The sequence below is a fragment of the Shewanella sp. SG41-4 genome (genome assembly GCF_014164505.1).
Lineage (GTDB): Bacteria > Pseudomonadota > Gammaproteobacteria > Enterobacterales > Shewanellaceae > Shewanella.
In genome coordinates, this window is sequence record NZ_JACJFI010000150.1 from 1 (window position 1) to 10,260 (window position 10,260).

The 10,260-nt window shown below is 42.1% G+C and carries 9 protein-coding genes and 1 pseudogene; 6 read left to right on the plus strand and 4 right to left on the minus strand.

Annotation, left to right across the window (positions count from 1 at the left end; translation table 11 throughout):
• The 5 genes and pseudogenes from H5202_RS13705 to H5202_RS13725 all read left to right on the plus strand — a co-directional run.
• Positions 1-380 (plus strand): ATP-binding protein (locus tag H5202_RS13705; protein WP_182772561.1); only part of this gene is annotated, 380 nt, incomplete at its 5' end.
• Positions 380-1,033: a condensin complex protein MksE gene (locus H5202_RS13710; RefSeq protein ID WP_011636014.1), complete on the plus strand. Its 654-nt coding sequence runs from the start codon at positions 380-382 to the stop codon at positions 1,031-1,033. The genes H5202_RS13705 and H5202_RS13710, both read left to right, overlap by 1 nt.
• A complete protein-coding gene (locus H5202_RS13715; protein ID WP_182772562.1) occupies positions 1,030-2,250 on the plus strand; it encodes a phosphoenolpyruvate carboxylase in 1,221 nt (406 codons plus the stop codon). The genes H5202_RS13710 and H5202_RS13715 overlap by 4 nt, the downstream gene beginning before the upstream one ends.
• A complete protein-coding gene (locus tag H5202_RS13720; protein ID WP_182772563.1) occupies positions 2,238-3,230 on the plus strand; it encodes a DUF7281 domain-containing protein in 993 nt (330 codons plus the stop codon). Before H5202_RS13715 ends, H5202_RS13720 begins: the two co-directional genes overlap by 13 nt.
• Positions 3,231-3,618: 388 nt before the next feature.
• Positions 3,619-4,878, plus strand: a pseudogene (locus tag H5202_RS13725) (dicarboxylate/amino acid:cation symporter).
• Between the two features lie 159 nt (positions 4,879-5,037).
• On the opposite strand, the gene H5202_RS13730 reads toward H5202_RS13725, so the two are convergent.
• The 3 genes from H5202_RS13730 to H5202_RS13740 form a co-directional block, all read right to left on the minus strand.
• Complete coding sequence (locus H5202_RS13730; protein WP_182772564.1) at positions 5,038-5,235, minus strand: hypothetical protein; 198 nt, start codon at positions 5,233-5,235, stop codon at positions 5,038-5,040.
• Positions 5,236-5,288: 53 nt separating this feature from the next.
• Positions 5,289-6,239 carry a hypothetical protein gene (locus tag H5202_RS13735; RefSeq protein ID WP_182772565.1) on the minus strand — a complete coding sequence of 317 codons (951 nt, stop codon included), beginning with the start codon at positions 6,237-6,239 and terminating at the stop codon, positions 5,289-5,291.
• Positions 6,240-6,445: 206 nt separating this feature from the next.
• On the minus strand, positions 6,446-7,438 hold the full coding sequence (locus tag H5202_RS13740; protein ID WP_182772566.1) for a class 1 fructose-bisphosphatase: 993 nt from the start codon (positions 7,436-7,438) through the stop codon (positions 6,446-6,448).
• A gap of 175 nt (positions 7,439-7,613) precedes the next feature.
• Here H5202_RS13740 and H5202_RS13745 point away from each other — a divergent pair, with 175 nt between their 5' ends.
• A complete protein-coding gene (locus tag H5202_RS13745) occupies positions 7,614-9,917 on the plus strand; it encodes a S9 family peptidase (RefSeq protein ID WP_182772567.1) in 2,304 nt (767 codons plus the stop codon).
• Between the two features lie 90 nt (positions 9,918-10,007).
• Here the strand turns inward: H5202_RS13745 and H5202_RS13750 are convergent.
• Positions 10,008-10,260: winged helix-turn-helix domain-containing protein (locus H5202_RS13750; protein ID WP_182772568.1), on the minus strand; the 253-nt coding region annotated here is incomplete at its 5' end.

Consider the following 10,260-nt stretch of genomic DNA (forward strand, 5'->3'; position numbering starts at 1 on the left):
AGTCTTCAAGTCATGGTATGGCTTACCTTATTTTATGTAAGTTTTTATTGGCCTTCACCCGTTTATTGCGCGGCAAAGCCAATGTCACTATCCATTGGCCAATTGATGAGTTAGGTACGCTACATCACACTAACGTGAAGAAAATTTTCGATGCCTGTGAGAACAACAATATCAGTGTATTAGGGGCTTTTCCAAATCCTGAATCTGAAGTGCTAAGTCTATTTGCTAACCGTTACATCATTAATAAGCAAACGAAAAAGCTGCAGGTCGTTAAACCTAAAGCCAACCCGTTAGCAGCCCGTTTATCGCAACGTAACACTAAAACCGAAATGCCTACGGCGGAAATGACTCGCGCTGAAACTGCTAAGGAGCACATCTAATGTCTGAATCGACTGAAACTACCTTAGTAGGTACTGGCGCATTAATAGAGCAATTGTTGCGTGGAGAGTTTATTTGCCGAGTGACCAATGAAGACGGTTGGCGGGCATTAAAAAACAACAGCACTCGCGACAGAGTTGAAACCTACCTTAACCAAATTAATCGCACCATTGCCAGTGCTGGTGAGGGTGAAGTCTTTTTTTGTGGTTATTTGCAGCTAGGCGAGGTTGAGCGCAAAGTTATTTCATCGCAATTTAAAGATATTTGCTCAGGACTAATTCCATTAGTGGAATGGCTAGTATTAGTGCAAGAAGCCAGTGGTCAAGATGCTCCGCTGAGCGAAGGCGCGCCGATCCGCTTAACCGATTTACAAGCGCGTATTGAAGACACGCCAGCCTTTAGAGAGCAACTCACTAAGTTGAGTCATTACCGATTATTCGGTTCAAGCAGTACTAACGTTGACGGCCAAATTAAGTTGGTATTTAAGCGCTTAGTGGAACTGGGTTATTTAACCAAACCCAATAGTGAAAAACAGATTTATATTGCCACGGGTAAGTTAGATTATTTATACGAAGTGATCCGCTTTATTGATGAGACCGAAGGCTTAAGTCTTGAGGCACAGGCAGAAACAGCGACTCAAAGGGACTTGATATGAGCAGTAACTTACACCAAGCTGGGGTAAAGCTGCTCAAGCAACTTGGGCGCCATGCCGATGTTGTCATGGATGCATATTTGGCAGGGTCGATTAACGATACAGCCCATGATGCTGGCGTTATCGAAAAACTGAAAAAAAGTGGCATTTTATGGCGACCAGAACCGGATCAAGAACTGCGCTTAAAGCGTTCGGTGCGGGCATTATTGGAAGAAGCATTAAGCGACGAACGTAATCGACAGATTGATGCCAACGTCGGCTCAGCGCTAGCGACAATAAAAACCTTAGCCGATCATTATAAAGAAGCGCGCCGTGATGTAGATTTCAGTGCTGCAGAAGCCTATTTAGCCGATTTAAATGAGCATGTATACAGCTTTACCGACAGTTTACGTTATTCAATTCGGGTGTTATGGAGCCGAATTAACAACGAATTTGGTTATGTTGGGACTATAAGTGCCAAAATTCGCGAAAACGAATTGGCCCAAAGCCAGGTGTCAGAGCTGCTAAACGGCTTAGAAATGTTTCAATTTAGCGAGTTAGGTGAAATTGCTGGTGATATCCGCGAGCTGCGCCGTTTGTTGATGACCAGTTTGCAAGAAACCTTAAGTCAATGTACTCAAGAGTTGAGTATTGTCCAGGCTAGATTGTATGAGTTACTTGGGCGGTTTAGGCAAATCCAAGGACGCACCCGATTACTCAAAGGTTGGTTACTGCACACCAACATGCATCCTGATTATCAACCTGAAAACCATGTAGTGCATAAAGCGGTACCGGTATTATTTAATTGTGCTGAAGCGCTTATAGCCCCTGCAAGTGTTGATGTGTCAAACCCTCATCACGAACTAGAGCTGATGAGCTTAGTGGCACAAGTTAAAGCCATTAGTCGCGACTCGTTACCTGCGGTACTGCGTGAGCATAATGTAACCTTTGAAATGGGTGATAGTGAAGATTTCGACATCCCTGAAAATCCCCTTAAAATAGCCGTGGATGAATATTTTTGTGAAGTGATTGATTCCGGTTTACGTCAATCGGCATTAAGCTATTTGCAAGAGAAGCAATTAACATGGGATGCAGAAAGCTGGCTTTATCAGGTCATTGGCGGTTATGAAGGCCTAGCCGATGAGCATAAAAATTACTTTGAGCTTGAACCGATAGGTAAACCTGATCCGGTTTATAGCGGCAATTTTATTATTAACGATGTTGAGTTATGGCTAGCCTAAGCAAAAGACAGTTACAGCTAATGGAACACGCGGCAAAGCAGCGCTTGCCGCGAGTGAAGTTCACTGCCGATTGGAAAAAATTGTATCAATTGTGGCAAATAGGTGAGACCGATGGTGCTGACAAATACCTGTATTTGACCGCAAACGATTATGTCTTACTGCGTAACATGGCCCAAATTGATTCGGGCTTAGATATTCTGGCCCTTGATTTTGATGTGCCCCGCCAACAGATGTCACAACTCAGCGCTAATGAAAAATACGCTAACATCAGCCCTGAAGCTGATTATGTATTAGTTAAGCTGGCGCCTAGTTTATCTCAAGTCCAAGTGACTGATTTAGCACCAGGTTCAGTTGCCGATTTATTATCTGTACATAATTGTTCACTGCGATTAAAGGTCGACAGTGCGATTGCGCTTTGTCAGACACTCAATTTACCGAACCTTATAGTGGTCGAAAACCTCGACAGTTTTGATCACTTTTTTACCAATTCATTTACCCCAGATTTACAGACCATTATTAATACTTGCATGGTGTTATACCGTGGTAGTCATGACTATTCGCCAGCAGGCCGAAAGCGTTTTTTACACTTACTTGAACCACTCAACATCAATGTCATCGGCTTTACTGATCTTGATCCTGCAGGGTTAATGATTGCCAATACCCTTGAGTCTTGCCGTAGCATAATAGTGCCGCAACTCGCACTAGCGTCGCCAGATAAATTATTAGCGTTAACCCAGACAAATTCGACGGATGATTTTCATAAACAACATAAGCAATGGGCTTATCTTAATAATTTGTATCGAGATGCACATTCTGGCGATAAATCAGATTCTCAATCTTCCGTCCAATCAGTCATATATAATCCGCAATGGTTAGCGTTAGTGCAATGGCTCGGACAACATTGCGTGAGCATTAAACAGCAGCACATGTTAGCCAAATCGATGTCACTGACGTTACTTAATCGCTACTCTGCAGAATAAAAAACGCTACGCTGATTGAACAGACTCATCTCATTTATTAAACCGAGTTGAGCTCACTCAACCGCCAAGCAAAACCTTCAAATTGATTGTTACTCTCGCTGTCTGCTTGATTTTTATCGCTATACGCACAGATTTTAGCCGTTTAGGTCCTAAATCTATTACTGGTTATACCATCGTTAGTGATTAACTAAGTCTATAATCTATTGTTATTTTTAGCTTTTATATTACATGCTTGTTAAGCGACGATTAAGTCATCACTTTTGTTCATAAGGTGATTGAAATATATTGCGCTATGTCTCAGTATTTCAGCGCTCGAAAAGAATAAGCACCAGGATTGGTATAACAATAATTAGCAACAGAAGTTGCCATTTCGAAGGGAAATTTATAGATGACAAAATCACTTTCAGCACGGATCTTTATCGGTCTGTTTTTTGGGGTTCTGCTTGGTAGTATTGTGCAGTTTTTACTGGCAGATAATGCTTTTTTTGGTGGCACGTTAGTTAGCCTAGCCAGTGGTGTTGGCACCATGTTCGTCAATATGATTATGATGCTAGTGGTTCCACTGGTGTTTGTGAGTATTGTGTGCGGTGTGTGTGAGTTACAAGATTTAAAAAGCTTTGGCCGTTTAGGGGGTAAAACCTTTGGGTTTTATATTATTAATACCATGGTAGCGATTTTAGCTGCTTTTACCGTCGCAATGATATTTGAGCCCGGTAAAGGCGTGGATATGTCGAGCAACGGTTCGCTGGATATTACCGCCACAGAACTGCCTGATTTAATGTCGTTAATTGTGAGTATTGTACCAAACAACCCGTTTTCAGCCTTTACCTCTGGCAATATGTTGCAAGTGATTTTTATGGCGCTATTAATGGGCGGTGTCATTAAATCAATGGGGCAATCGGTTGAGGGAGCAGTTAAAGGATTTCAAACCGCCAATAAAATCATGATGCGTTTAATTTCTGTGGTAATGAGTTTAGCGCCATACGGTGTATTCGCCTTAATGTTTAAATTAGGCGCAACCTTAGAGCCTGAAATTTTTGTCAGTGTAGTTGAATATTTAGTGCTTATTTTGGCTTTATTATTGATTTGGATTTTTATCGTATACCCATATTCTGTTAGCCTGTTCACTCCTATTTCAGCGAAAACTTTCAGAGATAAAACTCAAGAACAAATTCTCTTTTCATTGTCTACTGCTAGCTCAAACGCCACTATTCCGGTAACCATGCGTACTCTTACTGACAAGCTAGGTGTGAGTCAAGCTGTGGCTGGTTTTGGTGTGCCACTGGGGGCAACCATGAACATGGGCGGGGTGTCGATTTATATCACTATTGCGATTTTCTTTGTTGCAAACGCCTTTGGTATGCCAATCAGTAATGATCAAATTCCATCGTTATTGTTCAGCGTATTTTTACTGTCGGTGGGTGCTGGTGGTGTTCCTGGTGGTGGGATGGTGATGATTGGGGTATTGATTTACCAATTAGGCTTACCAGCAGAGGCATTTGTGATTGTTGCAGCATTAGACCGTATTATTGATATGGTATGAACCTCATGTAATGTGGTCGGTGATACTGCGGTATTAACCATTGTGGATCAAACTGAACAAGCGCATCAGCTTGAGGCTGCAAAAGCTGCAGCTGAGGAAGTATAAGATTCGTTTAGCAGTATGAATAAAATGGCCTGCATAGCAGGCCATTTTATGTCTAAGGTGTTATTTTTTTATTTTTAAGGTGTTATGTCTAAGGTCATATGCTTAGGGTTTTATATTGGCGAACCTGTTACAGGGTCGTTGTGTCGAAAATAGTAGATGCTATCTATGCTGCATTTTATTTTCTATCTTGGTCATCAGCTTGAATGTCGTCTTTTCTAAATCATCTAAACCGCGATGAGCAACCTGCTCGTAAGAGCGATTAATATAGCGATAAGCTTGTGGGTAGTTAAACTCAATCACCTCAAGTTCTGCCAATTCATTCAGCGCCTGTGTTTGTCCTATGGGATAGTTCATCATTTGATGATATTCAATGGCTTTTTTAAACTGCTCTCTGGCTTCATCATTACGACCTATGCGCTGTTTATCATGCCCGCAAGCTGTGAAATATAGCCCAATGTTAGCCAGTCTTTCACTTTAGCAGCATTGGTTTTGGCAATGGTAAGTACACCTAATGCTTGTTCTATTCTGTCCGTTTCGGTGTAGCTTTGCGCTAATAATAATCTTAGTCTGGCTAATTCTCTCTCATCTTGCTGATGTTTAGCTAGATTGATTGCTGCTATCAATGTGGTATGAAGCTGTTCATATTGATGTTGCTGCAATTGGATACTGGCCAGTAAACGCATGGCAACTAAGTTGTCTGGCGTGGTGTTTATGAGTGTAGATAAGTGCTGCTCAGCAGCCTTAGTGTCGCCAAGTTGTAGCTGTGTTATTGCATTGAACAACAGAGGGGAACTAAGACGTGAATGGTATTGAGTTGCTGTTTTCTTATTTTGTTGCTTCTGTTGTAAATTGTGTTGTGAATTGAGCTGCTGAGTAATCTCGTTTGCTGCTGCTGCTAATAATGTTTGTTCGATGCTGGAAGCGTTAACGACTCCCGCTTCTGTATGATGCTGCTGATGTAGTGTAAACGCTAATTGATATTGATTATTGGCACCGGTAATACTGGATTCAATCACCAACCCCGCGCCAGAGACAGCCATTAATTGCTGAATGTCGACAGTTTGGCTCAAGTGGTCATTAGCGATAAGTGAGATAATATTTATAATATCTTCGGTTTGCAGTAACAGGTAATGAACACCGACATTTAGCTGATTGATAAGCACATCCATCGCTGCATAGCGATTCCATTGTGAATCAGCGTTGTCTGTTGAGAGGTGTACCGGCAGCACTAAAATAGTGCCTTTTTCCATTGTGGTAGGTTTAGTTGACATCAGATAGGCATAGGCACTCACGCTAATTAACAGTAAAAATAAAACAGCCGCAATGTATTTTTTTTTATTCGATGTTCTGGCTTGCGACATCGTTATAGTCCTTTATTAATATCGTTAAAATAACTTAGTGGGTATTTAAGTTATTGTAAAGAAATGATTCTTTAGTCTCGCCTCCTGAAAGCATGCAACATTGTGGTTCACTGTGTTTATTCACTTCAGTCAGGTCATCAATCAGTTCAATTGCACTACATAAATGAAAAAACCGCCAGAAGGCGGTTTTCTTACAACAGGCTCAATTAATCAATTGATGGCTCTTCGCTGTAATCAATACCATGGTAGCTCAAGCAGGTATCGACTTCGTTGGCACTGCCTAAAATCACTGCAACGCGCTGATGAATTTCGGTTGGCTGAATGTCCAATATCGTTTCATAACCTGTTGATGCTTTACCGCCAGCTTGCTCAACTAGCAATGCCATTGGGTTGGCTTCATACATTAAACGTAACTTGAACGGTTTTGCTGGATTTTTATTGTCTGTCGGGTAAGAGAAAATACCGCCACGGCACAATACACGATGCACATCACCGACCATTGCGGCAATCCAACGCATGTTAAATGATTGCTCACGAGGTCCTATTTCTCCGAGTAATAAGTCGGCAATATAGGTTTGCATTGGTGCTTCCCAAAAACGCTGGTTTGACATATTAATGGCAAACTCGGCTGTGTCTGGGGTTATTTGTACGTTATCGTCGGTCAGTAAAAACTCTTGGCTGTCTGGATCAAGAGTATAAAACTGGGTGCCTTGGCCTGTGGTTAGCGCCATCATGGTTGATGGGCCATACAACACATAACCCGCAGCAACTTGTTTGCGGCCAGCTTGTAAAAAGCTTTGTTCGTTTAACTCTCCAGCGGGTGCAGGTAATACTGAAAATATAGTGCCCACTAATGAGTTGATGTCGATATTTGATGAGCCATCGAGTGGATCAAAACACACCAGGTATTCACCTTTAGCATTCACCTCAACCACATAATCTTCTTCTTCAGACGCTAAACCACGTACATTGCCATCGGCTTTAAGGGCATCTTTAAGCATGTCATTGGTGATCACATCCAGTTTTTTCTGGGTTTCGCCTTGAATATTTTCTTGCTCTGTTGCACCCAAAACGCCCGCTAATGCCCCGTGACGAACCGCACCACTAATGGCTTTTGAGGTGTCAGCTAGGGTGAATAGTAGTTGTGTTAAAGACGCGTTTACGGCTTGTGCGCTAAGGGTTTGTGCCAAAGTCTGCATGATTTTTCCTATGAGATTTTGCGAGGTTAAGGTCGATGTTGTTAATTCTTATCAGTTATGTGTAAATCATACCCCACAATGACGCTAATTTCAGCGATTGTTATCTGAGGTTTTGGTTTTACTGTTAATTGAGGCAAAATGTGGGCGGATTGAATTGCCCCAAGGATTATTAATAATGACAACAACATGGAAGCATCATGCTTTAGCGGCAGTGTCTGCCGTGCCACTTCTTTTTACGAGCCCGGTTTTTTCAGCAACAGCAACCGCTAAAGGCAGCATCATGAACTCATCAACTACCGCGACACTGACTGCAATCAACGGTAGCACTACACCACTAACCATTGAACGTATTCATGCGTCACCAGCCTTAGCAGGCTCAAGCCCTCGTGGGTTGGCCTTATCGCCTAACGGAAAACGTGTAACCTATTTATCGAACCGAGCCGATAATCAGCATTTGTATGATTTATGGCAAATGGATATCGCTACGGGTAAGCGCAGTGTGCTGATTAATGCAGATCAATTAGAGGCTGGAGAACTGTCTGATGAAGAAAAAGCTCGTCGAGAGCGTCAGCGTATTTACGGCCAAGGGATCATGGAGTATTTCTGGTCTGAAGACAGCCAACATATTTTAATCCCTGCTGCGGGTAAGTTGTATTTATATGATGTTGACAGCAATAAAGTGGCTGAGCTTGCAACTGGTGAAGGTTTTGCTACCGATGCACGTTTGTCTCCGAAAGGTCACTTTGTGTCATTTGTGCGTGATCAAAACTTATTTGTACTGTCATTGGATAGTCAAAAAGTAACAGCACTCACTACTGACGGTAAAGGGCCGATTAAAAACGCTATGGCAGAGTTTGTCGCCCAAGAAGAAATGGACCGTATGACAGGCTATTGGTGGGCGCCCGACGAGTCTGCCATTGCCTTTACTCGTATCGATGAATCCGGTGTTGAGTTAGTGACTCGTAATGAAATTTACGCTGAGGGGATTAAATTAACTGAGCAGCGTTACCCTTATGCAGGTAAAGCCAATGTTGAGATAGCACTGGGTGTCGTGACCTTAAAAGATCGCAACATTAGCTGGATTGATTTAGGCACACAAAAAGACATGTATTTGCCTCGCGTAGATTGGTTGCCAGACAGCCAGCATGTGTCGTTCCAATGGCAAAGTCGTGATCAACAAACGCTAGATTTACGCATTGCAGCAATTTCTAAACCGACACAAACTAAAACGGTAATTGAAGAGCGCAGCAAAGCATGGGTAAATTTAAACAATGATTTGCACTTTTTAAAGCAACAAGCGGCCTTTATTTGGGGCTCCGAGCGTGATGGTTTTAATCATCTGTATTTATTTGACTTAGAAGGCAAACAACTTAAACAATTAACCCAAGGTGATTGGGCGGTTGACGCACTTGAGTTTGTCGATGAAGCAACGGGTTGGGTATATTTTAGCGGTCGAAAAAACAGTGTCGTTGAGCGTCATTTGTATCGGGTCAACCTTAATAAAGGTATGGATTCCATTGAGCGAATTAGCCAAGCATCGGGTATGCATGAGGCTGTATTTGCAGATAAAAAGCCCGTTTATTTAGATTACTTTAGTAGTTTACAGCAACCGCCACAGATAAGTTTACACAATGATTCTGGCAAACAGTTAGCTTGGGTTGAACAAAATGAAATTGATAAAAACCATCCGCTTTATGATTATGCAGGCTTATGGCAAGTGCCTGAGTTTGGGCAATTAACTGCTGAAGATGGTCAAGCATTACAATACAGATTGTTTAAACCAGTGCCTTTTGATGCCGCTAAACAGTATCCAGTTGTGGTGCGCGTATATGGTGGACCGCATGCTCAGTTAGTGGTGAACAGCTGGAGCGAAGCAGATTATTTTACTCAATATCTGCTACAGCAAGGCTATGCGGTATTTCAATTAGATAATCGTGGTTCAGCGCACCGTGGGACTCAATTTGAATATGTCATTTATCAAAATATGGGTGATGCTGAAGTAAACGATCAAAAAGTTGGTGTTGATTACTTACGCAGCTTGCCGTTTATTGATGGTGATAATGTTGCAATTTACGGTCACAGTTATGGTGGTTACATGGCGTTGATGAGTCAGTTTAAGGCGCCTGGTTATTTTAAAGCAGCAATATCGGGTGCGCCAGTAACGGATTGGCGCTTGTATGACAATCATTATACTGAGCGTTATATGGGGGACCCACAAACCAATAAGAAAGGTTACGATGCCAGCAGCATTTTACCTTATGTGAAAAATTACCAGTCGGGCTTATTGATGTATCACGGTATGGCTGATGATAATGTCCTGTTTGAAAACAGCACTAGAGTATATAAAGCGTTACAAGATGAGGGTAAGTTATTCCAAATGATGGATTACCCTGGGTCTAAACATTCAATGCGTGGCGAGAAAGTGCGTAATCATTTATATAAATCATTAGCGGCATTTTTAGATCAACAGCTGAAGTAATCACTATGGCGTTCCATGATTAACTAAAAAGCAGATATAAAAAAAACCAGGTGATTCACCTGGTTTTTTATTGCGGCTAACCTTAAAAGATTATGCTTCTAAGTCACCACAAAAACGATAGCCTTCACCGTGAATTGTCGCGATGATTTCTGGCGTATCAGGCAAGCTTTCAAAGTGCTTACGGATACGACGAATTGTCACATCAACAGTGCGGTCATGGGGCTTTAATTCACGGCCAGTCATTTTTAATAACAAGTCGGCACGTGTTAAAATCTTACCTGGGTTTTCAACAAAGTGAAGCATCGCACGGAATTCGCTGCGTGGAAGCTTATAAGCTTCGCCC